The sequence below is a fragment of the Mesorhizobium sp. B2-5-13 genome, from assembly GCF_006440535.1.
Classification (GTDB): domain Bacteria; phylum Pseudomonadota; class Alphaproteobacteria; order Rhizobiales; family Rhizobiaceae; genus Mesorhizobium; species Mesorhizobium salmacidum.
In genome coordinates this window covers 320,777-342,674 of record NZ_VFUI01000004.1, presented here as the reverse complement: position 1 = coordinate 342,674, position 21,898 = coordinate 320,777, and the positions used below count along the sequence as shown (strand labels likewise).

General features: G+C 61.2%; 25 protein-coding genes and 1 pseudogene. 8 read left to right on the top strand and 18 right to left on the bottom strand.

The window, feature by feature from the left end; all coding sequences use genetic code 11:
* Positions 1-16: 16 nt before the first annotated feature.
* The 10 genes from FJ434_RS10145 to FJ434_RS10100 all read right to left on the bottom strand — a co-directional run bounded on the left by FJ434_RS10145 (position 17) and on the right by FJ434_RS10100 (position 8,137).
* On the bottom strand, positions 17-580 hold the full coding sequence (locus FJ434_RS10145) for a hypothetical protein (RefSeq protein WP_140746027.1): 564 nt from the start codon (positions 578-580) through the stop codon (positions 17-19).
* The gene (locus FJ434_RS10140; RefSeq protein ID WP_140746025.1) at positions 577-1,149 is read right to left on the bottom strand and encodes a L,D-transpeptidase; all 573 of its coding nucleotides are present in this window, start codon (positions 1,147-1,149) and stop codon (positions 577-579) included. Before FJ434_RS10140 ends, FJ434_RS10145 begins: the two co-directional genes overlap by 4 nt.
* Positions 1,136-2,299, bottom strand: coding sequence for an AAA family ATPase (locus FJ434_RS10135; protein WP_140746023.1), 1,164 nt, complete (start codon positions 2,297-2,299; stop codon positions 1,136-1,138). The genes FJ434_RS10140 and FJ434_RS10135 overlap by 14 nt, the downstream gene beginning before the upstream one ends.
* Positions 2,296-2,931 carry a TadE/TadG family type IV pilus assembly protein gene (locus tag FJ434_RS10130; RefSeq protein WP_140505830.1) on the bottom strand — a complete coding sequence of 212 codons (636 nt, stop codon included), beginning with the start codon at positions 2,929-2,931 and terminating at the stop codon, positions 2,296-2,298. The genes FJ434_RS10135 and FJ434_RS10130 overlap by 4 nt, the downstream gene beginning before the upstream one ends.
* Entirely contained in the window at positions 2,925-3,419 is a 495-nt protein-coding gene (locus FJ434_RS10125) for a TadE/TadG family type IV pilus assembly protein (protein ID WP_140505828.1), read from the bottom strand. Before FJ434_RS10125 ends, FJ434_RS10130 begins: the two co-directional genes overlap by 7 nt.
* Positions 3,420-3,426: 7 nt before the next feature.
* Entirely contained in the window at positions 3,427-4,938 is a 1,512-nt protein-coding gene (locus FJ434_RS10120; protein ID WP_140746021.1) for a pilus assembly protein TadG-related protein, read from the bottom strand.
* Between the two features lie 68 nt (positions 4,939-5,006).
* Positions 5,007-5,282, bottom strand: coding sequence for a hypothetical protein (locus FJ434_RS10115; protein ID WP_246678255.1), 276 nt, complete (start codon positions 5,280-5,282; stop codon positions 5,007-5,009).
* Between the two features lie 4 nt (positions 5,283-5,286).
* Positions 5,287-6,720: a type II and III secretion system protein family protein gene (locus FJ434_RS10110; RefSeq protein WP_140617560.1), complete on the bottom strand. Its 1,434-nt coding sequence runs from the start codon at positions 6,718-6,720 to the stop codon at positions 5,287-5,289.
* A 65-nt stretch (positions 6,721-6,785) separates the two neighbouring features.
* Positions 6,786-7,826 carry a Flp pilus assembly protein CpaB gene (gene cpaB, locus FJ434_RS10105; protein WP_140617559.1) on the bottom strand — a complete coding sequence of 347 codons (1,041 nt, stop codon included), beginning with the start codon at positions 7,824-7,826 and terminating at the stop codon, positions 6,786-6,788.
* A gap of 92 nt (positions 7,827-7,918) precedes the next feature.
* Entirely contained in the window at positions 7,919-8,137 is a 219-nt protein-coding gene (locus FJ434_RS10100) for a Flp family type IVb pilin (protein ID WP_140617558.1), read from the bottom strand.
* A gap of 540 nt (positions 8,138-8,677) precedes the next feature.
* Here FJ434_RS10100 and FJ434_RS10095 point away from each other — a divergent pair.
* The 6 genes from FJ434_RS10095 to FJ434_RS10070 all read left to right on the top strand — a co-directional run bounded on the left by FJ434_RS10095 (position 8,678) and on the right by FJ434_RS10070 (position 13,529).
* Positions 8,678-10,066, top strand: coding sequence for a CpaF family protein (locus FJ434_RS10095; protein ID WP_140746017.1), 1,389 nt, complete (start codon positions 8,678-8,680; stop codon positions 10,064-10,066).
* Entirely contained in the window at positions 10,066-11,034 is a 969-nt protein-coding gene (locus FJ434_RS10090) for a type II secretion system F family protein (RefSeq protein ID WP_140617556.1), read from the top strand. Before FJ434_RS10095 ends, FJ434_RS10090 begins: the two co-directional genes overlap by 1 nt.
* A gap of 18 nt (positions 11,035-11,052) precedes the next feature.
* Positions 11,053-12,003 (top strand): type II secretion system F family protein, encoded by a 951-nt coding sequence (locus tag FJ434_RS10085; protein WP_140746015.1) that lies wholly within the window; start codon positions 11,053-11,055, stop codon positions 12,001-12,003.
* 53 nt (positions 12,004-12,056) lie between these two features.
* Positions 12,057-12,596, top strand: a complete 540-nt coding sequence (locus FJ434_RS10080; protein WP_140746013.1) for a tetratricopeptide repeat protein — start codon at positions 12,057-12,059, stop codon at positions 12,594-12,596.
* A gap of 2 nt (positions 12,597-12,598) precedes the next feature.
* Positions 12,599-13,138, top strand: a complete 540-nt coding sequence (locus tag FJ434_RS10075) for a prepilin peptidase (protein ID WP_140746011.1) — start codon at positions 12,599-12,601, stop codon at positions 13,136-13,138.
* Positions 13,139-13,331: 193 nt separating this feature from the next.
* Positions 13,332-13,529 (top strand): hypothetical protein, encoded by a 198-nt coding sequence (locus tag FJ434_RS10070; RefSeq protein ID WP_140746009.1) that lies wholly within the window; start codon positions 13,332-13,334, stop codon positions 13,527-13,529.
* A 308-nt stretch (positions 13,530-13,837) separates the two neighbouring features.
* Here FJ434_RS10070 and FJ434_RS10060 read toward each other — a convergent pair whose 3' ends face one another.
* The 8 genes from FJ434_RS10060 to FJ434_RS10025 form a co-directional block, all read right to left on the bottom strand.
* The gene (locus FJ434_RS10060; protein WP_140746005.1) at positions 13,838-14,131 is read right to left on the bottom strand and encodes a hypothetical protein; all 294 of its coding nucleotides are present in this window, start codon (positions 14,129-14,131) and stop codon (positions 13,838-13,840) included.
* Between the two features lie 65 nt (positions 14,132-14,196).
* Positions 14,197-14,715, bottom strand: coding sequence for a ferritin-like domain-containing protein (locus FJ434_RS10055; protein ID WP_140746003.1), 519 nt, complete (start codon positions 14,713-14,715; stop codon positions 14,197-14,199).
* A 152-nt stretch (positions 14,716-14,867) separates the two neighbouring features.
* Positions 14,868-15,869, bottom strand: coding sequence for an ATP-dependent DNA ligase (locus FJ434_RS10050; RefSeq protein ID WP_140746001.1), 1,002 nt, complete (start codon positions 15,867-15,869; stop codon positions 14,868-14,870).
* A 56-nt stretch (positions 15,870-15,925) separates the two neighbouring features.
* Positions 15,926-16,369 carry a PPC domain-containing DNA-binding protein gene (locus tag FJ434_RS10045; RefSeq protein ID WP_140745999.1) on the bottom strand — a complete coding sequence of 148 codons (444 nt, stop codon included), beginning with the start codon at positions 16,367-16,369 and terminating at the stop codon, positions 15,926-15,928.
* 26 nt (positions 16,370-16,395) lie between these two features.
* Positions 16,396-16,713, bottom strand: coding sequence for a plasmid stabilization protein (locus FJ434_RS10040; protein ID WP_140505910.1), 318 nt, complete (start codon positions 16,711-16,713; stop codon positions 16,396-16,398).
* A 109-nt stretch (positions 16,714-16,822) separates the two neighbouring features.
* Positions 16,823-18,535, bottom strand: a complete 1,713-nt coding sequence (locus tag FJ434_RS10035; protein ID WP_140745997.1) for an HAD-IIB family hydrolase — start codon at positions 18,533-18,535, stop codon at positions 16,823-16,825.
* A gap of 10 nt (positions 18,536-18,545) precedes the next feature.
* The gene (locus tag FJ434_RS10030) at positions 18,546-19,517 is read right to left on the bottom strand and encodes an SDR family oxidoreductase (protein WP_140745995.1); all 972 of its coding nucleotides are present in this window, start codon (positions 19,515-19,517) and stop codon (positions 18,546-18,548) included.
* A gap of 78 nt (positions 19,518-19,595) precedes the next feature.
* Positions 19,596-19,997, bottom strand: coding sequence for a hypothetical protein (locus FJ434_RS10025; protein WP_246672818.1), 402 nt, complete (start codon positions 19,995-19,997; stop codon positions 19,596-19,598).
* Between the two features lie 192 nt (positions 19,998-20,189).
* Between FJ434_RS10025 and msuE the strand changes: the two are divergent.
* Together msuE and fghA are read left to right on the top strand one after the other, a co-directional pair.
* Positions 20,190-20,750: pseudogene (gene msuE / locus FJ434_RS10020) on the top strand (FMN reductase).
* Positions 20,751-21,025: 275 nt separating this feature from the next.
* On the top strand, positions 21,026-21,889 hold the full coding sequence (fghA, locus tag FJ434_RS10015; RefSeq protein ID WP_181165850.1) for an S-formylglutathione hydrolase: 864 nt from the start codon (positions 21,026-21,028) through the stop codon (positions 21,887-21,889).
* Positions 21,890-21,898 lie beyond the last annotated feature (9 nt).

Below are 21,898 nucleotides of genomic sequence, written 5' to 3'. Positions count from 1 at the left end.
GCGCCCGAGGCCAGAGCTAGTTTATCTTGTGATAGGTGACCTTGCCTTCCGGGGATACGCTCCGCTGGTAGTTGGAGCTTGGCGCGGGAGGCGCTGCCGGAGCCGACCTCCTTCGCGTCACGCGCGGCATTTCCTCGACGGCAGACTGGTCGTCGGCGGCGCTGGCAACCGCTGCCGTATCTTCGGCGGGCGAGGGGAGTTCCACGACGCGCGGCATGTCGCCACCGTGATTTCCCGACATGTCCGGTGCCTGCCGGGCGAGGGTGGCGTTGACCTCGCCGAAGCTCGCCCGCAGCCGGTCGTCCAGCGCCTCGAACCGGCTTTGGAATCCATTGTTGACGGTATCCAGCCGCGCGCTCATTCGCTGCTCGAACTGGCCAAGGTCTTCCAGTCGCGCCTCGATCGCGCGCAGGTCGTTGATGCCACGGTAGAGATAGACGGCCGCGGTGGCATTCAGAAGAGCAAACAGCGTCAGGCCGGCGCAGACGGCAACGGCTAATCTGAACCGGCTCTTCTCCTTATCGAGCAATAGCGGTTCGGCCGCCGCCACCAGTTCGTCGGGATCGCTGATCGTCGTCATTGGACCACCACCTTGGTGCCGACAGGCACGCGCCTGAAAAGATCGATGACATCGGTATTGGTCAGCCGAAAACAGCCCGACGTGCCGTCGAAACCCACGCCCGAAGGGTCGTTGGTGCCATGGATGCGATAGAGCGTGTCGCGACCGTCCCGAAGCAGATAGAGCGCCCTTGCGCCGAGCGGGTTGTACGGCCCCGAGGGAACCATGTCAGGCAATTCCGGCCGCCGGGCGCGCATTTCCCGGGGTGGGCGCCACGCCGGCCACTCCGTCTTCGCCCCCACCTGGACCGTACCCGTCCAGCCAAATCCATCGCGTCCGACACTGATCCGGTAGCGCAGGGCCTCGCCCTTGCCGGTCACCAGGTAAAGCGCTTTTTCCTGCTTGCGGATGATGATGGTTCCAATCTTCTCGGCCGTGGAAAACGCCACTGTCTTGCGCAGGCTGGGTCCCATGGCCGGCAAGGGCGGGCGGCTGTCCGCCCACGCGCTCTGTCCGGCTGCAGGCGCCAGCGCCAGGCCGAGGAGGCAGGCCGCCGTCAGTCGAAAGCGATGGCCGCTAGCGGGCCGCATCGTCGAGCCGCTCGCGGAACATCTTCTTCAGGTCCTTGTTGAAGCGCGCCCGCCCATCCACTTCGGACGGCAGCATCGCGCGGTTCAGGGCGTCGGCCAGCAGGGCGTTGTCGAGGCCGACCGACTTGATGTTCGGCGCCTTGAATATCTTCTCCAGCTCGCTGCGCGAGAAGTGGTTGCCGAACCATTTGCGTTTGTGCTTGTTGGCCACCAGCGTGATTGAGACGGCATTGCCGCGCAGCTCACGGATCTTCTTGTAGAGCCGTTTGCCTTGCCGCAGCGAGGCGACGTTGAGCTCGAAGACGATGAAGATCTCGTCGCTCGTCGACAGCACGGAATTGTGCCAAGGCGTTTCGATGTTCGGCAGGTCGATGACGATGTCGTCGAAACGGTAGGCGACGAGGTCGAGCAGCCGGAAGACGAAATCGGCGCCATGCGGCTCGAACGGCAGTTGCGGCCGCTCGAAGGCATAGAGCGTCAGGCCGGAAGGCCGCGACAGCTTGATGACATCCATCAATTCGACATCGAGCCGTTCCGGCTGGCCGATGATGCCGGCAAGGTCGAACTGGTTGAACAGGTTGAGATAGGCGCCGCAATTGGCGCTCTGGAAGTCGAGGTCGACCAGGCAGGTTGAGGCCGCGCGCTCGGTCGATTTCGAGGCCAGGAATTCAGCCGCCGACAGCGCGAGCGTCGTGGCCCCGGCGCCGCCGCTGGCGCTGATGAAGGTGATGATGCGGCTTTTGGCGCCCTGGTTGCCGCTGTCGTGGAAGGTGACGGCGTTGAGCAGCTCCTTGCCGTCGAGCGGCTTGTGCAGCCAGTCCGAGGCATTCATGCGCACCAGAACGCGCGTCTGCTCCGAGGTCAGCTCGTCGGAAACCGCGATCAGCGGCACTGTCGCCCACAGCGCGCGCGCCTCGACGATGCCAGGATTGCCGAGCAATTCGCCATTGCCGAGATCGAGGATGACGATGCCCGGGCGCGCATCGGCGGGCGGCCCCTTGAGAAAATCACCCGTCTCGGCAACCCGCACATCATAGATCGCCAGTGCATCGAGCCGCGTCGCCACATCGCGCTTGAAATTAGGATCGGAGGAAAACAGCGCGACCTGCTTTCGCTTGGTCGGCAAAACCTTGGTGTTGATGGCGTTCATGGCCAGGTGCTCTTCATGTCTTCGCCCGTGACCGTGCTCAGCATGGAGGGCATGGTGATGTTTCCGAACCCGAGCAATCCGCCCAGGAAGAAGAACTGGAAGGGATGATTGGTGATGCTGACGGTGATCGTTGGCACCGGGCCGCTGGGGCGCGTCCAGTAGCCGAGGCCGGAGGCCTGATATTGGATCCGCACCTCGGACTTAGCCAGCATTGGCAGGAAAGTCTGCATTCCGGCCCGGCTGCTGTTGCCGCTGAAAATGAAATCAAAAGCGGCTTGGCTTACATTGAGGTTCTGACACGTAGCGCCCACGCCACAAGTGCAAGTGACGCTTCCCGCGGTATTGGCGGTGCAGATATAGTTGTAGGTGTTTGCAGCCACCGCGGTGCCGACTTTGGTTACATCGCTCTGCGTTATCGTCTCCACCAGGAGCCCGCTGGCGACAGGTGTAGAAATCTGCGCCAACCTTGCGCCGGCTTGCACCGCTTTGTTCCCTGCATTCCATTGGTAAAAGGCGTAGCCGAAATCGACGAAGCCAAGCAGAAGCGTTAACAGTAGCGGCATCACTATGGCCATTTCGACCATAGTCGCTCCGGACTGGTTGGCCCAAAACTTGATGCGCTCCGTCACCATCCAATGACTCGTTCCTGATGGGACACGCTCAGCGTGAGAGCACCAAAGCCGAGAGACGACCAGAAGCCGACGTCGGAATAAGAATAGGTGGTACTGACGTCCACGACATCGACAGTGCTCTTGCTGCTAAGATAAAGCTGCGTGCCCGTGGCCACATCAACCGCGTCCAGCGAGCGCGCCATGGTGATGTCAACTGCCGCCGGCAGCCATCCGGTCACCCTGGCGCTGCCGTTGGCGACCGCCCCATTGGCAGCAAGGTTTTGAGCCCGCCCCTTGCAGGTCTCCCAGTCACTGCTGCATCGTGCCATGTAGCGACCCGCATCCTCAACGCCGGCTTCGAGAAGCAGGCGCGTGTTCAGGATGTTGGAGAACTCAAACACACCAGCCGATAACAACAACACGAGTGGTATGGTGATCGCGGCTTCCACCAAAGCGGCGCCACTTTCGTCGCCTTGAAACCGCCCGATGATTTTGCCGAATCTGGTCATGTCGACTCTACCGATACAGTTGGGCTTCGTTGCGGAATGCTTTGTCTAGAAGGGTGTTGTTCGCAAACCCTCCATCGACGTCGACGATCTCAAGGCTGATCGGCTTTTCGCCAGCCGAAGGATCTTCGGGGTCTTTGGTGTTATCCTGCTTCTGGATGGGGCTGTTTATAAAGACGCTGGCATAGCCATCAGGCTTGAGCTGGACATGGCCATTGATCTTGGCTTGGTTGGCGATGCAGTCGACGATCGCCATGTTGAGCAACCGCCGATCGGGGTCAGCTGTCGGCGTCGTGCCTTTGAAGCAGGCCGGAATGCCGGTTTCCTTTGTCGGCGCCTTGGACTTGTCCCCGACGAGCCCGTTCGCAATCTCGTACTTATAGACGTCATATCTCGACGCCGGCACAGCGGCGCCGGTCGGGTTGGTGGTGCTAGGGACGGAGGGATATGCCGCACCGTGATTGATCAGCCAATAATTGCTGCGATCCCAGGTCGAGTTCGTCATCCCCGTGGTGGAATCGAAGCTGTTGCCCGGCGGCAGCGCCATGGCCGTCCCGTCCGTATTGGGTGTGTATTTGTTGCAGTTAGAGGTTTTATCTACCCCCTTGCGAACATTGCTCGCCGGCCGATATTGCCAATCGGTGTCATGGCTCTTCAGCGAAGTGCTGTAGATGTCGAAACGTACATTGAGACCAGCGTTGACCTGGCCCAGGGTGACGCCGGTCTTAGTGGTGAGCTTATCGCGTTGATAGCAGGTGCCGGCGGTTCCGATAGCGAGCGCGTCCCGCAATGACGTGAGATTGTTGTCGATCAGTCCGAAATTGCCTGGGCCGGGGTTCGAGTCAACCTTGAGGATACGGTATTCGCGGCTATAGGCGAGCCCGGCGGCGAACGCCTGCTGGATGGTTTTGCTGGTCAACGGGTCGGTCGTCTCGAACGGATTGCACATGAAGATTGGCACCGTTTCGCAGATCGACTGGACAAATCCGGCGACAGCCTGCGGCTTGATATCAAAGGTGTTGCTGCCGCCTAGAAAGCTTGCCGGAAAAATCGCCCCGAAAGCACCGGCACCATCGGTCAAACCGGAAGGATTCACGGAGACGAGGGCGAATGACACCGCTTTCGGATCGGTACTTGCCCACGCCACGCCATTCGCGTCAACGCCGTCAGCGTCCAATCCCGTGCTGTCGCTGGCGGGTATCCCGGTCAGATACTTGATGGTCACGTCCGCCAGGGCGAGAGTGTGGTCGCCAGTGGAGGTGGAAAATTTGGTGGTGTTGGTCAGAAGGGTTGTAGCGGCCAGATTTGCCCGGGTGATCGAATCCGGCCTGCCATCCAGTTCAGCGGCCGTCGCTAGCGCAAGCGCATCGACGCCTTTCTGAAGATCATTGTGCAGTCCGTAGGCCCGGCTCATATCGATTGCCAGCAGAGCGAAGCCGATAAGCACCGGCAGCATGATCGCCACGAGGATCATCGCTACGCCGCGTTGATCGTTCCAGAAGGCACGAATGGTCCCCAACATGACCTTACTCTCTGCTCTCTTGCAGGGCCCCTCGCATGCCCGGCGCCCTCCGCATCCTTCCGTTCAGTTCACGGCGTCGTCACACCCGACCCGCCGACATTGACCGTGATGGCTGGCGGCGGCGGCGGTGGTGGCGGATATTTGTAATTGTGCGCAACAAGTGCGGCGCGCGTGCCGTCGCCTTCGATATGTGTGTTCCTGGAGGCCGGGTTGAGCGGGTCCACCGTCTGCAGCAGCGAATTGTATTTCTGCGTGTCGCCGGCAGCCAGGGTCACCGAGTCGTAGTGGTTCAGATAGTCCGCGGCACAGCCCGAAAGCGACCCGGCAAGCAGAATGAGGATCAAGGCGCTATTTCTTGACATAGAGCATCTTGTCCTTCGATTTGAAATCCAGCATGTGGCCATAGGGGCCGGTGACGCCTTCGCCATGTTCATACTTGCGGATCATGTCCTTGTTCACTTCGAGCTGGCCGAGCACGAAGAACTCCGGATCGTTCGCCGGCCGCGTCTTGTCGAACGGCGTCGCCAGCTGCTCGCCGGGCTTCACCGGCCGCACGATATGCGGCGTGACGACGACGACCAGTTCGGTCTCTTCCTTCTGGCTGCTCGAATTGCGGAACAGCGTGCCGATGACAGGCACCTGGCCCAGCCACGGCACCTGGTTCTGCAGCTTGGTGGTCTTGCTGGACAGGAGCCCACCGACGGCGAAGCTCTGGCCGTCGCGCAGTTCGACCACGGTTTCCAGCTTGCGGTTGGTGAAGATCGGGTCGCCGGCGGTGGTGAAGCCGGTCAGGTCGCTGACCTCCGGCGCCAGCTGGATGTGGATCTTGTCGTCGGCGAGCACGACCGGCGTGAACAGAAGATTGACGCCGAATTGCTTGTATTCGATCTGGACCTCGCCATTCTTGTCGACGCTGCGGATCGGAACCTGGCCGCCCGCGTTGAAGCTGGCCGGTTCGCCGGAAAGCGTGGTGAGGTTTGGCTCGGCCAGCGTGCGCACGACGCCCTTGGCCTCCAGCGCCTCGATGATCAGATCGACCTTGATGTTGCTGTCGATGACGCGAGTGATCAAGGCTGCGAAGGGATTGCTGTTCGACAACAGGCCACTGACCAGATCACCCGTACCGAGCACTGCTCCGTCCGCATCGACCGTGGCAATACCTGTTCCAGTCCGGGTCGTGCCTCTGCTGTTCGTGCTCTTGATCGACACACCGAGATCGCGGCCGGCGTTGCGCTTGGCTTCCAGCACGCGCACTTCGAGATTGACCTGCTGGCTGTCGTCGACGGTGACTGCATTGATGATGGCGTCGGGACCATATTGCTGCGCCACTTCCATGATCGCCGCCAGCGTGGCGCCGTCCTTGACATGACCGCCAAGCCGCACCCTGCCATTCACCGAGCCGATTTCGATGCGCGACCTTGGCGACACCTGGCGGATCGCCGCCGCCATGTCGCTGACATCGACGCCGACCTCGATCTGGATGACGCCGAGCGATCGCTTGTCGGGTGAGAACAGGTTGACAGTGGTGGTGCCGGCGCCCTTGCCGATGACGTAGAGCGTACGGTCGGTCATTGGCTGCGCATCGGCGATCTTCTCGTCGCCGACGACGATATCGCCGAGATTGGCATTCACCTGGAGCGTCACCGATTGCGACATCGGCAGGAAGATCCGATGGACGCTAGGGTTCGACACGTCGATGAAGCGGTCGGCGGCATCGGCCGCAACGCTCGACAGCAGCGCCATAAGCACGGCCGCCGCCATCCTCAACCAAAACCCCTTCATTCCCCGTCTCCCCAAATGCTGCTTGAGGCAGCCACCGTGTCGCGCGGTATTGTGCCGCATTATTATCATGGTTGTCGCGGCACGTCATATGTCTCGAGCTTCACGCCACGAAATACGCCCACGGTCACGTTCTTCGGCGGTTCCGGCTGCACATATTTGATCACTTCCTTGACGACCTCGCGCACTTCAGGCGCAGATGTCACGGCCGGAGCGGGTTTGACCTTGCCCATCTCGTCAAGCCGGCTTCCCACCCTTTCCACGGCCTGAGCCAGCCCGGCCAGCTTGTCGTCGGCCCGCTTGCGCTCAGCTGCCGCCAAGGCTTCCGCTGCAGCCTTCTTGTCGAGTTCGGCCTGCCTGGCAGCGACATCGGCCGGTGTTTCGCCGGTCAGATCGGAAAGCGTCACCCGTTCGGTCGTCTCGCCCTTGCTGGCGGCGGCCTGGCGAAGCGCCAGCGACAATTGCCCGGCACCTGCCGCCAGTGTCAGCTTCTGCGCATCCTTGGTGCTGGCCTCGAGCGTCACCGACTTCACCACGGTTGGGCTGTCCTTGCTCACATCGGCCACCTGGTCGATGGCCAGCACCTTCATGCCCTGTAGCAACACGTCGACAAAACTCTTGTCCGCGCCATCCTCGCCGCGAACCGTTCGGGTCAGCAAGACATCGACCCGGTCGCCCGGGAAGACGAAACCCGCAACGCCCAGCACGTCGTTGACCCTGATGGAAACGGCCTTCATCCCTTCGCCGAGCACCGCCGAAAGCGTGGCGCGCTGCCCCGGCCCAGTGATCTTGCTGGCGAGGACAGGTTCGTTGGCACTAATGGTTTGAAGAGCCTGCCTCGTGCCGTCGCCTGCCAGAGCTTCCTTCGTTGTCTTGAAGGCGCCCGTTGGAACCGCGCCCGCCGGCCAGGCCACTTCGCGCAATTTATCTGCGGTGAGCGCGTCGCCGAACTTCAGCGGCATTGCCGCTACGACGACTGTGCTGCCTTGAACGAGGCCCGTTTGCGCCATGGCGCTACGCTGGCCGGCCAGCCAGATATTGACCAGCACAACTGCCAGAACGCCGAACACGCCGGCGAGAACGATCATGATAAGCGTATTGGCGCGCATGTCCCAAGCCCCAAGCCCCAATGCGGGATTCGCCCGCTTCGATAGGACTCAGGCCCGGCTCGAGCGATCCGGGCCTGAGTGTAGTCAAGCGATCAGCTGCCGATGCCGGTCGTGGCATTGCAGGCGCCAGTCGGGTGCGCGTCGAGGGCCGTGCAAAGGGCCGAGAAACGACCATTTACCCAGCCGCCGATGGCGAGGACAGTCAGGATCGATGCTACGGCGATAATGCCGATAAGGATGGAATATTCGACCATGGCAGCGCCGTTTTCGTCGTCGCGGAACTGCCGGGTCATCGTCATGAGCTTGTTCATGTCAATTTCTCCCTTGGAGGTTTGAACCCGACGAGACAGAGCCAAGGATGAACTCCATACCCAAGCATCCCCCGTCATCTCGATCCTAGGTCCCGAGAAATTGCAGAGTCAAATGGGATTAACGGTTCCTTAACTTTCCAATACATCAACTTTCGATTTGAGCGCGGCTTTGATTTTCAGCAAGAGCTTGATTCGCCTAATTTTTCAAGCGTCCTTAACCATTCGTTCACAATTATGCCTACCCACTAATGAAGTGATAACTACTTTAGCCATATGGCATATTCCTTTATATCTAATGGGTTATAGCCAGATATGGAGTGGCGTCCATGGCGGAGCACGCAAGGGGGCAGGGCCGCTGCAAAGCTTAGTGCAGCACTCATGTTTGAGAGTATGGAGACCGGAAATAAAAACGATATTTTTCTGGTGCGCTCCTTAACTATGTTGAAAGTATTGACCAGGCGCGAGGCGCCACGGCGCTTGTGCCCTGATTGGTTAACGTTTAGTTTCCGCTAATGCAGGGTTAGGGGAGCATAGGCGATTATGCTGGGGCGGTTCATCAAGGGGACAAGCGAACAGCAGGCAGTGACGAAGGTCGAGCCGCCGGCGGTTTCGCCTGTTGCCCAGCCCCTTTCGACCGCCGCTGATATTGAATCGCATGGCGATGATTTTCTGACGCTCAAGGTCGAGATTCATCGCCATCTTATCGATCGGTTCAACCTGACCGCGCTTGAAAGTGCTTCCAAGGATGAGATCCTGAACGAGATCCGTCCGATCGTGCGCGAGTTCGTTCGAAATCGGAACGTGCCGTTGAACGCACGCGAACTCGATCAATTGACCAGCGACACCGCCGACGAGATGCTGGGACTTGGGCCGATCGAACCGCTGCTCAAGGACGATTCCATTACGGATATTTTGATCAACACCCACAAGCGCGTTTTCATAGAGCGGCGTGGCATCGTCGAAGAAACGGCAATCCGCTTCCGTGATGAGGCGCATCTGCTGCGCGTCATCAACAAGATCGTTTCGGCGATAGGCAGGCGTGTCGATGAATCCTCGCCGATGGTCGATGCCCGCCTGGATGACGGCTCACGCGTCAACATCGCGGTGCGACCGATCTCGGTCGATGGTCCTCTGGTATCGATCCGGAAGTTCTCCAAGAACCCGTATTCGCTCGAACGGTTGATGGCGTTCAACTCCATTCGCCAGCCGATGGTCGATCTGCTGCGCATCGCAGTACAGGCGCGCAAATCGATCCTCGTTTCGGGCGGCACCGGCAGTGGCAAGACTACGCTGCTCAACGCGCTGTCGAGCTACATCCCCTCGAAAGAGCGCCTGATCACCATCGAGGATGCGGCCGAACTGCAGTTGCAGCAGCCTCATGTCGGCAGGCTTGAAACGCGCCCACCCAATGTCGAGGGCAAGGGCGAGGTGCGCCAGCGCGAATTGCTGAAGAACGCGTTGCGCATGCGGCCCGATCGCATCATCGTCGGCGAGGTGCGCGGCGAGGAAGCCTTTGACATGCTGCAGGCCATGAACACCGGCCATGAAGGCTCGATGACCACCATTCACGCCAACACCCCGCGTGACGCGATCTCGCGGCTGGAACAGATGGTCGGCATGGCCGGCATGCCGATGACGCACGACTCGATCCGGGCGCAGATTGCCTCCGCCATTGACATCATCGTTCAAACACAGCGTCTTTCGGACGGCGGCCGGCGTGTCACCTCCATATCGGAGCTGACTGGCATGGAGGGCAATGTCGTCCAGCTTCAGGAAATCTATCATTTCGTCCGCCGTGAGGTCACAGCCGAGGGCAAGGTCATCGGAGAGTTTCGCGCAACCGGTGTCCGTCCGCGTTTTGCTCCGGAGGCCGCGACGCTTGGCCATCATTTTGCCAAGGACGCCTTCAACCCGCAGGTCGCCCTCTGATGCCGACTGGTCAAGCTCTGCTGTATTTCATCTACATGCTGGCGGCAGCCTCGGTCATTCTCGCCGGCGAAGCCCTGTATCTTTCATTTGCCGGCCGCCGCTCCCGGTCTCTAGCAGTTAATCGCCGATTGAAGCGGCTCGCTGGCGACGCCCCGGCCGAACAAACGTTACAGGGATTGCTGCGAGAGCGCGGGCTCACGGACTCGGGCGATTTTCTTTTCGGTATGGTCTGGTTGAACAGGCTCTACACCCAGTCCGGTATCACCGGAAATCCGTTGACCTTCGCCGCAACATTTCTGCTTGCAGGGCTGGCGATGGCGTTGCTGCTGGTACTCTTCCATTTTTCCGGTTTGCCGTCGCTCATTGTCTTTCTGGTCGTAGGGGTTGTCCTGCCGCTTCTCGTCCTCCGGCGTGCCCGCAACAAGCGAATCCGGAAATTCGCCAAACAGCTGCCGGATGCGCTGGACATGATTGTTCGCTCGCTGCGCGCCGGACATCCCGCTTCGGTCGCGATCGGTCTTGTGGGGCGCGAGATGCCGGATCCGCTCGGTACCGAGTTCGGTATCGTTTCCGACGAGATCACCTTTGGTCTCAGCATCGAGCAGGCCGTGCGAAAGCTTTCGCAGCGTGTCGGCTTCGAGGGCCTTCAACTGCTGTCGGTATCGCTGTCGATCCAGGCCAAGACGGGCGGCAATTTGACCGAAATTCTGGCCAATCTTTCCTCGGTTCTGCGTGAACGGCAGAAACTGCGAATGAAAATCAGGGCGCTTTCGGCCGAAGGTCGCGTCTCCGCGTGGATCATCTCCTTGTTTCCTATTGTGATGTTCTTCATCCTTCAAATCGTTGCCCCAGGCTATTACGGCGGCGTCTGGGGCAACCCGCTCGTCTTCCCGATATTTCTGCTTTTCGGGTTGTGGGCGCTGCTTGGCGACTTCATCATGTACCGGATGGTTACTTTCGATTTCTGACTGGGGCGACGAAAAAAATTGTTTTCGAACATTCAGAACCTGGGCTTCTTGGTGTCTATTGCCGTCTTTGTGGCGGCGGTGTCCTTCTTCCTGTTCGGTGCGCTTGTCTTCCTGCCGGCTCTGCAGACACGAAAGCTCGTCGCGCAGAGCCTGATGGGCGAAGGAATTACAGACCGCCGATCGATGCTCGGACAAGACCAGCTTGCCAAGCTTGCGGCGCAACGGCCGGTCGATGCCTACTTCAAGTCGGTCGAGAGGGAGCGCGATGAGCCAAATGCCCTGGAGGCGAAGCTGTTTCGCGCCGGCTTTTATCAATCAAGCGCACCACTGATTTATACGGTGTCCCGCCTTGTCGCGGTCTGCGTCGGTTTTCTGGCAATGTATGCAGTCCTGTCGCGGGTTCTGCCGCCGCACCTGCCAGGTTTCATCACCCTTGCTGGTTCTGCCCTGTTCGGCCTCGCCTGCATGGTGATTCCCTCCATTCTGCTCGACCGTTTCGAGAACAGCCAGAAACAGATCTATCGTCGAGCCTTCCCCGACTTCATGGACATGATGATCACCTGCGCCGATGCCGGCATGAGCCTGGAGGGGGCAGTCGAACGCGTCAGCCATGAAATGGCCGCCACCCACAAATGGCTGGGGATACAGCTGTCGATCATGAATTTGCAGTTGCGTGCTGGCAAGCCGTTGCGCGAAGCGCTACGCGAACTTTCAGATCGCATCGGACTTGACGAGGCGCGGGCACTGGCTGTCCTGTTCCGTCAATCGGAAGAGCTCGGCACCAGCCTCACCGATGCCTTGCGTGTTTATAGCGCCGAGATGCGGGGGCAACGAATCCTGAGTGCCGAGGAACGGGCCAATTCTCTTCCCGTCAAAATGATGATCCCCTTGGGGTTGTGCATCTTCCCTGTCGTGATGATGGTCATTATGTTGCCGGTGATCATCCGCATGAGGGGCATTTTCTTCTAGTTACATCTATGCTTTGGTCCTAATGTGAGTCGGGGATCCTCGAGGGGAACTATATGAAAAGGGTTATCGCTGTCGCAGCTTGCCTGTTGACGGTTGTCCTTGCCGGCTGCCAGACGGACGCCGCGGACGGTGTCGTCCGCACCAACGAGCCGTCGAAAGGCGATGTAACGTCCTTTGGCGATGCGTTCGACGGATTGAAGACGGTCGGCGACGTCGAATACTACGCCTCGGACCAGGCTGTTGCCGAAGCCAAGAACCAGTTCCGCGCCGAGAATTACGGCAATGCCGGCGCCTTGTTCTTCAAGGCGACGCAGCTGGCGCCCAATGACGGCGGCGCCTGGATGGGACTTGCTGCTTCCTGCGACCGCATCCACCGCTTCGACCTCGCCGATCGCGCCTATGGCCGCGCGTTCAAGCTGATGGGGCCATCGCCCGAATATTACAACAATGTCGGCTATTCCCATCTGCTGCGCGGCAAGCTGCAGGACGCGCGCAGCAATTTCCTCAAGGCCTATGAACTGGCGCCCAACGATCCGACCGTGGCCAACAATCTGAAGCTGCTCTCGTCCAGCGTGCAGAACATCGAGCGCTGAACGTGCTGCTGATCGAAGCCATACTGCTGAAGGTATTGGCCGCGGCCCTGCTCGCACGGACTGGCTGGCTCGATTTTACCACTCAGAAAATATCCAACCGCGACGTGCTGTTGCTGCTCTGCCTCGGGCTCGGATCGCTGCTGCTTATGTCGCTCCGGGCCGGGTCCTGGTGGGATATGGGTTTGAGCGCGCTTGCAGGGCTGTTGCTGTTTCTGGCGCTCTTCCCATTCTGGTTGCTGCGCAAGATCGGGGCCGGCGATGTCAAGCTGCTGGCGGTCGTGCCGCTTCTGATCGGCGGTAGTGGCCTGACGGTATTTTCGCTGCTGTTGATGGTTTTCGCGCTCGCCACGGCCTTGGTCGTGAAGAACCCGCTCCTGCTGCCTCAAAGTGCCTTCCGCGTCTATGTCCAGCATCTCGATCAGCGGGGCGTGGTGCCTTTCGGCGTGCCGATCTCGGCGGCCGCGATCTGTACGATAGCGCTCCAAGTCTACTGGAGTTTTGTCTTGGCCAACAGCTCTGGAATCCTGGGCCAGCTCAACTAGCACCTCGTCGCTGTGTAGATACTGTTCAGCGCAACGGTCTGACAATCGTGCTGCTCGTCGTCGCCCTGAACGCAGCAAGCGGGCTCGGGAATCACCACGGTTCACGAAATATTATGTGACGGAACGTCCGGGCCGCCAGTGTCTTTGGCCCTCGAGGCGGCCGTTCGCCTCGGTAACTCAAAGGAGAAGAAGAATGCCCAATAAAGGTGGTAGCCATGAGCAACATGTGAAAGCAGGCCAGCAGAGCCACAAGAACATGGATGACAAGAACCGCCAGCAGCAGGCGGCCGGTGGCAACCAGCGCCAGCAAGGCGACAGCTCCGGCAGTATGCGCGGCGGGACCCATGAACAGCATGTGAGAGCTGGCGAGCAAAGCCACAAGAATCGCTAGCCAACCCCTGTGGCATCGAGCCCGTCCCGAGCGCTCGGGACGGGCTCTGCATGGTGATAGGTGCTGCGGTCAACCCGCCCGGTCCGGCGAAAGAGAGGCCGCCGAAAGAGAGACAGATTTGATGCCCGATCCTAGAGAACCCGACCCCAACCACGACGTGCCCATGCCCGCTCCCAACTGGAAGCCCAAGCCGATCGGCGAACCGGAGCCGGACGGATTGCCCGATGAGGCGCCGTTACCCAATCCTGATGAGAATGAAGAGCCCCCGTTGCATGCGGCCGGCTGACCCGATTGCGGACGTCGTTTGGTCACTCGTCGTCGGCGTGGCCGCCTTCCCTTGAAAGATCGCGTGAGATGGCCGCCTCCTCGACGTCGTCGGGCAATGCCTCGTCGCTTTCCTGGTAGGCATTGTCGTCATCTTCCTCGGGCAAGTCGCCCTCAGCCTCGTCTTCCACCTCGGCGTCGTCGGGAAGGATTTTCGCGCCTGCGAGCGCGTCCCAGTCCTGCTGCTCGATCACGGGACCTTCGGTTTCTGCCGCGTCTTCGGCCTGCACTGCGTCTTCGGGCTGCACTGCGGGTTGCTTTGTTTTGCGGGGGTCCATCGTCGTTCTCCGAAATCCGGGGAGTTGCCCCGGATCGCCTTGCGCCCGGGGCAATAGCTCGCTTGCTAGGCGGCCTGTTCCAGGGCACGTTCGTTGACGCCGCCCTCGCCAAGGCTGGAAAGTGCCTTGTCGGTCGCCGTCTCTTCCTCAAGGGTCTCGTTGAGGAGTTTGACCACGTCGCTCTTGCCGAGCTGTTCGGCCCAGGCGATGAGCGTGCCGTAGCGCGCGATCTCGTAGTGTTCGACGGCCTGCGCCGCCCCGACCAGCCCAGCATCCAGCGCGGGGTCGCCCTTATATTCCTGGAGGACTTCCGAACCCTCCTCGATGATGCCGTCGATGGCCGGACAGGTCTTGCCTCGGGCCGGCTTGTCGAGAAGCTCGAAAATCTGTTCGAGGCGGTCGACCTGGTCCTCGGTCTCCTGCAGATGTTTCTCGAACGCCGCCGAAACATCTTCGGATTCGGCGCCCTTCGCCATTTTCGGCAGCGCCTTCAGGATTTTCTTCTCGGCATAATAAATGTCCTTCAGCCCGTCGAGGAACAGGGCTTCAAGGCCCTTCGGTGCCGCTTTCTTCGCAGTCGCCATGATTGTCATCTCCAATTATCAATTATCGTGAAGCCCACCAGCGGTGTAGCTGGGACACAACTTGCCATCGGGAAGGTTGTTCCAGCCCTTTCGCGAAGAGGCGACCGGGAGGGCGCCTCCGGCCAGCGAGCGCGCCCGTGGCGCGAACTGCGTCACTCGATCTGCCGCATGGTGCACTGGCGCGGCGCCTTGTCCGGGCGCCAGCGCAACAGTTTGGTGCCATGCCGGAACCTGTCGCCGGTGACATGATCGAAGCGGACCTCGACCACAAGTTCCGGCCGCAGCGGCTCCCATTCGCCGCTGCGCTGCGTGCTCCAGCGGCTCGGTCCGCCCGGCGCCTTGCCGGTGAAGCCGGGTCCGCCACGCAGCTTTTCCAGCTCTCGGGTGACACGGGCCCGGTCATCCCTGCCGATGGTCGAGGTAAAGCCGACATGGTCGAGTTTGCCGCTCCCATCGTAGAGGCCGAGCAGGAGCGAGCCGACCTCCCTGCTTCCGGTCAGATAGCGAAATCCGCCAACCACGCAGTCGGCGGTACGCAACCGTTTGACCTTGACCATCGCGCGTTCGCCCGGCCGGTAGGGGTCGGCCAGCAATTTGGCGACGACGCCGTCGGTGGGACCATGGCCGGCCCCTTCCAGCCAGCGCCTTGCGGCCGCCGGATCGGTCGCGCTGGGCGAGAGCCGCAAGCCGGGTTTGGCGCAATCGCGAACGAAGTCCTCGACCGCCCGGCGGCGTCGCGACAACGGCGCGCCAAGCAGGATCGTCCCGCCCGGCGCGGCCGGCATGTCGAACTGGATCAGCCGGGCAGGCGTTTGCGCGCTCAGCTTGCGGATACGGCTTTCGGCCGGGTGAAGCCGCATCTGCAGCGCGTCGAAGGATAGCTGGCCATCGAGTTCGATGACGATTTCGCCATCGACAACGAAGTTGCGGGCCTCCACCTGCTGCAGCATGGCGACGACTTCCGGGAAGTAACGGCCAAGAGGTTTGCCGGATTTGGCGCGCAAGTCGACATCCGTGTCGCCCTTGAAGGCGAGGCAGCGAAACCCGTCCCATTTGGGCTCGTATTGCCAAAGGCCTTCCCCCTCCGGCAGGGCGTCGGCGGCCTTGGCCTCCATGGGCGGCGTGTCCAGGGGTAGGGCGAACCTGTGCGTCATTGAACTATCGCTCTCCGGGGCGTCGCGCCCCTCGGCGAAGCGCCCGCAAAGACACCTCAGCCGCCGAGATCGATCAAAGCCACACCGAACTCGGCGCGCTTGCGGCGGCGCAGGTGACCCGGCGCTTCCACCACGGTGACTTCCAATGTCGGCCGAACGGTGCCTTCGAGCAGATGGCCGCCCCTGGTCGTGCCGTCGCTCAAGCCAAGCACCGCGTGGACATGAAGACTTGGCTTGCCATCATCGCCCGTCGCGACATCACCGATCGCGCTCAGGACCTCGCATTGCTCGTCTACCGGGATTTTTCGATAGCGCTTCGCCTCCAGGTCGAACCAGCCGACAGTGGCCCGTTGGAACGCGCCGATCGCCGTCAGGGACGCGCTGCCGATCGTCTGCTCGACCGCGAAGCTGGTCAGTGCCGCGAACGCTTCCTCACCCGGGTCGAGCACCACGACAAATGTCCGTTGGCCGTTGGCCTCGTTGACCAGTCGCGATTTCATGCCGGTGTTCCGATCTTCGAGGCCGTTCAGTGGGCGTGGTGTTCGGCGTTCCTCTTGCGGGTCGCCGCCGCCTTCCTTGCCGATTCGGACCGGCTGGCGGCCGATCGGGAAGCGGACGCCTTTCCGCCGCTCTTGCCGCCCTTGTGCGCCGCCGGATGACCCGTGTGCTTGCCACGCCCGGAGCCGCCTTCCTTCTTGCCGCCACCATCGTCCTTGTTGACCGTCGCCCATGCGCGTCGCTCGGCTTCCTTGTCGGAGACGCCACGCTTCTCATAACCTTCGGCAATATGGTCGGCCTTTCGTTCCTGCTTGTCGGTGTATTTGGATTTCTCGCCTCGTGGCATGATCGTTTCTCCTTCTCGATAGAGGTTGAACGTCAAGTCGCCGCCCAAGTTCCAATCGCGGTCGGCGAACCGGCCGTTCCCGACGTCGTTCATGACCGCCTCCGGGCTGCTATTCCTCAGGCGCCGTCGCCGGTGCGGTGTAGCGCCGCCGAACGGCATCGAGAACCCGTTTGCGGCTCTCCTCCGCCGAAAGCTTCTTGTCCTTTTCCGCCTCGGTGGTTTCGCGGGCGAGATCCTTGTCCCTGATCTGCTGGCGGAACCATTTCGAATAGTCGCCCGCGCGCAGATGGAACTCCCAGGTCTTGTCGTCTATGCCTTCGGCCATCTGGGCAAAGATCATCAGATTATGGGCCCTGAGGTTCATCGCGTCGTCGGGACCGCGGAAATAGAAGCTGCCGGTCTCATCGAGGTGGCCCTCGGCATATTTGCGGCTGTGGCGCTTGAGAGACTGACGAGGTTCGATGACCTTGACCGTCGTGAGTTTTTTGCGCGCTTGCGGCCGCCAGAACAGAACCCGGTCGCCCTTGGGCGTGGGAATGTCTTTCGGCGGCTCGATGCCCGTCTCGTGGCAGAAGGCCTTCACCACGTCCTTCGCGTTGGGGCCAAGGGCGATGACGGCCGTAACCAGGCGCAGGGCGTCGGTCGAAATCGCCTCGGGATGGACGGTGATCAGGATCGTGCCCGGCAGTTCCAGCGAGAGCACGGAGCGCGTATCGTCGCGCCGCTTCGGAAGAAGATGGTGCGCTTCGTCGATGACCAGCCAATGCGGTCTTGCGGTGCGGCGGCGAAAACTGCCGAGGCCAGGCAGCAGGTCGGCAAAGAAGTCAGGCCGTTCATCGACACGAAGCGCCAGGCCATTGACGACGATATTGCTGTCGGCCTTGGCCATCAGATCCAGCACCTGCGCCTTTGTTGGCGCGCTCGACCCATCCCCGAGCCGAACGGCGCCCTCGAGGCCGTCATAGTCACCCTCAGGGTCGAAGACGCAAAACTGAAATCGGCTCTCGACAAAGCGTTCCGTCAGCGCGGTGGCCAGGGTGGATTTGCCGATGCCCGAACTGCCGGCGATGAGCACGCTTTCAGTCGGCGACAGATAGATGTCGTCGCCACCGGACGATCCCAGAACAACGCCGTCATGACGTTTCGGCACGATCCCGTGGTCGCGTTCGATCAATTTGGCGATCAGTTCCTCGACGCCTTTGCCGCGTGCGCCGCGCGTGACCAGGTTTGCGGTGCCTTTGACCGCGGGAATGGCATTGTCGACCGCAACGCTGCAGCCGCAGGCCTGCAGGAAGGCATGATCGTTCTCGGCGTCGCCGATACCCACCACATTGTGCGGCGACAGGTGAAGGTCCTCGAGTGCGGCCGCCAGCCCGGTGGCTTTGTTGACGCCGCTCGGCAGGATCATCACCGCGCCCTTGTTGAAGATGATCTCGAGCTCGAGCCCCATCTTCTTGATGACCTCGAGCACAGTCGCCTGATGTGGCTCCCAGGTAGCGACGATCGACCGTCCCGACGAAAGTGGCTTTACCCCCTGTTTTTTCAGCATGGCGATGAATTTGGGCTCCGGCGATGGCGAGATCGCCCGCTCCTCCTCACTCGCCGGGGTGTAGATCAGGGCGCCGTTCTCGGCGACGACCTTGTCGAACATGCCGATGTCGGGAAACACGCGCTTGAGGTCGGGCAGCTCGCGTCCGGTGACCAGAAGCAGTTTGCGGCCACTTTTCTTGAACCGCTCCAGTGCGGCGAGGGTTTTCTTGGAGACAACTCCGTCATGTGCGAGCGTCCCGTCATAGTCGGTCGCCAAGGCAATGAAATACATTGCGATGACCTCAGTAGCCGCCGACGATCGGCAGGATCTCGCCGGTGATGTAACTCGAGCAGTGCGGGGAGGCGAGGAACACATAGGCCGGAGCCACTTCCTCCGGCTGTGCCGGCCGTTTCATCGGCGTGTCCGCGCCGAATTTCGAGACGTCGTCGGCTTCCTTGTCGGACGGATTGAGCGGCGTCCACACCGGGCCAGGCGCGACCGCGTTCACCCTGATGCCCTTGGCGATGAGGTTGCCCGAAAGCGCGCGCGTGAAGGCGTGGATGCCGCCCTTGGTCATCGAATAGTCGACCAGTTGCTTGGAGCCGTCTATGCCGGTAACCGAACCGGTATTGACGATCGCCGAGCCCGGCTTCATGTGCGGCACCGCTTCCTGTGCCATATGGAAATAGCCGTAGAGATTGGTCTTGAGCGTCGTGTCGAAATGTTCTTCGGTCAGGTCGCCGAAGTCGCTGGAGTGGATCTGGAAGGCGGCATTGTTGACCAGCACGTCGATGCGGCCGAATGTTTCGACCGCTGCCGCCACGGCATCGTGGCAATCCTGCCGTTCGCTGACGTCGGCCTTTATGAGGATGCAGCGCCGACCTTCTTTTTCGACGGCGGATTTTGTCTCTTCGGCGTCCCTGTCCTCGGCCAGGTAGACGATCGCGATATCGGCGCCTTCGCGGGCGAACAATACCGCCACCGCGCGACCGATGCCGGAATCGCCGCCTGTGATGAGAGCCACCTTCTCCTCGAGTTTCCTTGATCCGAGATAATAGGGTGCATCGTAGAGCGGGGCAGGTTCGATCGCCGCTTCATACCCGGGTTTCGCCTGATGTTGCTTGGGGAAGGGCGGCTCGGGATAGGTGCGCGCGCCTGCCTGCATGGCGTGTTCAGCCTTGCCGTTGCGCTTCGATTTGTCCTTGGCGCCGATGCCGCGCTGGATATGGCGTTGCTTGGCGGCTTCACTGGCGGTCTGGGATTTCGTCTCCATGGTTGTCTCCTTGGCTGAAGAAAGTTCAACGCGCGGCGGACCGAAAGGTTTGCGCGATGCCAAAGCTTGTCGTCCGCGTCAGTCCTTGACGTAGGCGCCGGGTTGGCGGCCCGATCTTGGAGACTTCGCGTCCTTCGAGTGTTCGGAGATCGTCGGGCCCGCGCCGGATGTCTTTTCAGTTGCCGGGCTGGGTGTCGCCTTGCCGGGCTGGCCTCCGGACTGATGTGTTTCTTCCTTTGTCTGATCCGCTGGTCGCGTGAGCCCCATTCCGCCTGCCGGCGGCTTGTTGCCCGCTGCATCGGGCGAGAAATCATCGCTCGGATCCGAGCCGGTCCTCGCCGGATATTTCCGTGCGCCGGTTTCGTATTCGGTCCTCTCGCGTGCCATGGCCGCCTCCGTGTTTGCCTGAACGGAAAACAGCCGCGGGCCGATCAGGTTCCGAACAAACGGTGATGATCGTCCCTTTTCCAGCGGTCGCATCGGCCCTCGCGTGCGACGGCTGCAGCCCGCACGCTCGCCAAGCCATGCTCCTTTTTCAAGGATGGCGCTCCGGAAGAAAAGTGTTTTTCCGATTTCGCTCCACGGCGACCGTCAATTCCTTTTATTCGGAAGTAATGTCTATAAAAACTATGGACATTCCGGCTGGTTCGAAAAGATCACAGGGCATCCATCATGACCAACCCGGCCATTGTCGGCTTCTCCGGCAAATTTCACGCGGCCCTCCAAGACCCGCGGCTTCGTGGACCATATCGTGACGGAGATCGCCGGGCGATACGGCCTTACCGCCAGCACCCATGATATCGTTGATGTCGGTCCCAGCCTTGGCAATGCCAAAGGGACGCGCGACCTGGATGTACAGGCTCGCGCCATTCTCGAGCGGATCCTGGCCGCCGATGTCCTGGTGGTCGGCTCGCCCACCTACAAGGGCAGCTATACCGGTCTGTTCAAGCATTTCTTCGATCTCGTCGACCCGGCGGCCCCCAGGGGCAAGCCGGTGCTGCTGGCGGCGACCGGCGGCGGCGACCGCCATGCGCTGATCGTCGAGCATCAACTGCGGTCGCTGTTCGGCTTCTTCGAGGCCTTTGCGCTGCCGACGGCCGTCTTCGCCTCGGAGAAGGATTTCGTCGACGCGTGCTGGCATCCGAAGCGATCCAGGCCCGTATCTGTCTCGCGGTGGACGATGTCGGCCCGGCGCTTTTCGGCCGGCAACGCGCCAGGATCGCCGCCGAGTAGCGTGCTGCGGAATATCTCCCACTCCGACCCATGAGCGCGCTGAAGCGGCCCCTGAACGCGCTTAGCGCGCGGTAGGGCGACATCCAGCACGCTGCCTGTGCCACCTGACCGTCAGCGGCGTTGCCAAGATGATGCGGGCTGCCGATTTCGATGGCGATGGCCGACGCCCGATCGGACCTGGCCCGATATCCAAAGCCCAATCCGTCGAGGTTGCCGTAGTCCCGGCCGATGCCGTAGACAAGCGGCGGTGAATCACATTGGCGGAGAAGAAACACATGTCGGATCGGATGAAAATCATCTCCGCTGCCAAGTCGCATGGCGGCGTCCAGGGCGTCTATTCTCACGCTTCGGATGTCTGCGCCTGCGACATGACCTTTGCCGTCTTCGTGCCGCCACAGGCCCGTGAAAGACCTTGCCCCGTCATATGGTACCTATCCGGTCTCACCTGCACCCACGCCAATGTCATGGACAAGGGGGAGTACAGGCGCATGGCGGCCGAGCTTGGCCTGATCGTAATCTGTCCCGATACCAGCCCCCGCGGCGCCGGCATTCCCGACGAGAAGGACAATTGGCAGTTCGGCAGCGGCGCCGGATTCTACGTCGATGCCACGCAAGAACCCTATGCCAGTAATTATCGCATGTATTCCTATGTCACCGAGGAATTACCAGCGCTGATCGCGCGGGAGTTTCCGGCCGACATGACGCGTCAGGCGATCTTCGGCCACTCGATGGGTGGACATGGCGCATTGACCATCGCGCTGAAGAATCCTGAACGCTTCAAGAGCTGCTCGGCCTTCGCGCCAATCGTGCAACCCAGCACCGCCGGCTGGTCGAAGCCGGCCTTCGAAAAATATCTCGGTGCGGACGAGAAATCATGGCGGGGCTACGATGCCACCTTGCTCATCGAGGATGGCCACCGCTTCCCGGAGCTTTTCGTCGACCAAGGGACATCGGACGGATTTCTCGATGATGGGCTGAGGCCCTGGCTTTTGGAAGCGGCATGCGCCAAGGCTGGCATTGCGCTGACGCTGCGCATGCAGGACGGCTACGATCACTCGTTTTTCTTCATTTCGACATTCATGGACGATCATCTGAGATGGCACGCCGGAAGATTGTCCGGCGCTGGAGCCGGAGCATAGCCGCGGGCT